1 pseudogene is annotated in these 242 nt (G+C 34.7%); it reads right to left on the bottom strand.

Annotation, left to right across the window (positions count from 1 at the left end):
- Window positions 1-71 precede the first annotated feature (71 nt).
- Window positions 72-242, bottom strand: a pseudogene (locus tag AAEZ08_RS23390) (lipase); the annotation flags it as partial.

The raw sequence follows: 242 nt of genomic DNA, 5'->3' as shown, positions 1-242 counted from the left end.
AAATAATTGCTTTTATAGCTTTAATAGTCATTCATGTTAATGCTTTATATTCCAACAAGCTTTTGATAGTGTTACAGACTTTCATTTTTGAGACGATTAACCTGAGTAGTATAAAGAGACTTTGGATTAGGCTGCCCCCAAGCGGTCAATCCTACTACTTGATTGACAGAGTCCAAATGATTCATTTTATAATTGTCTCTGATGACATAGCCAAGACGACTTGAACAAGAAGACACTAAACC

Source organism: Pseudomonas sp. E45-MNA-CIBAN-0222, from assembly GCF_040310405.1.
GTDB lineage: Bacteria > Pseudomonadota > Gammaproteobacteria > Pseudomonadales > Pseudomonadaceae > Stutzerimonas > Stutzerimonas stutzeri_AC.
Note: the sequence above shows the minus strand (reverse complement) of the source record. Positions and strands in the feature narration are given on the sequence as shown.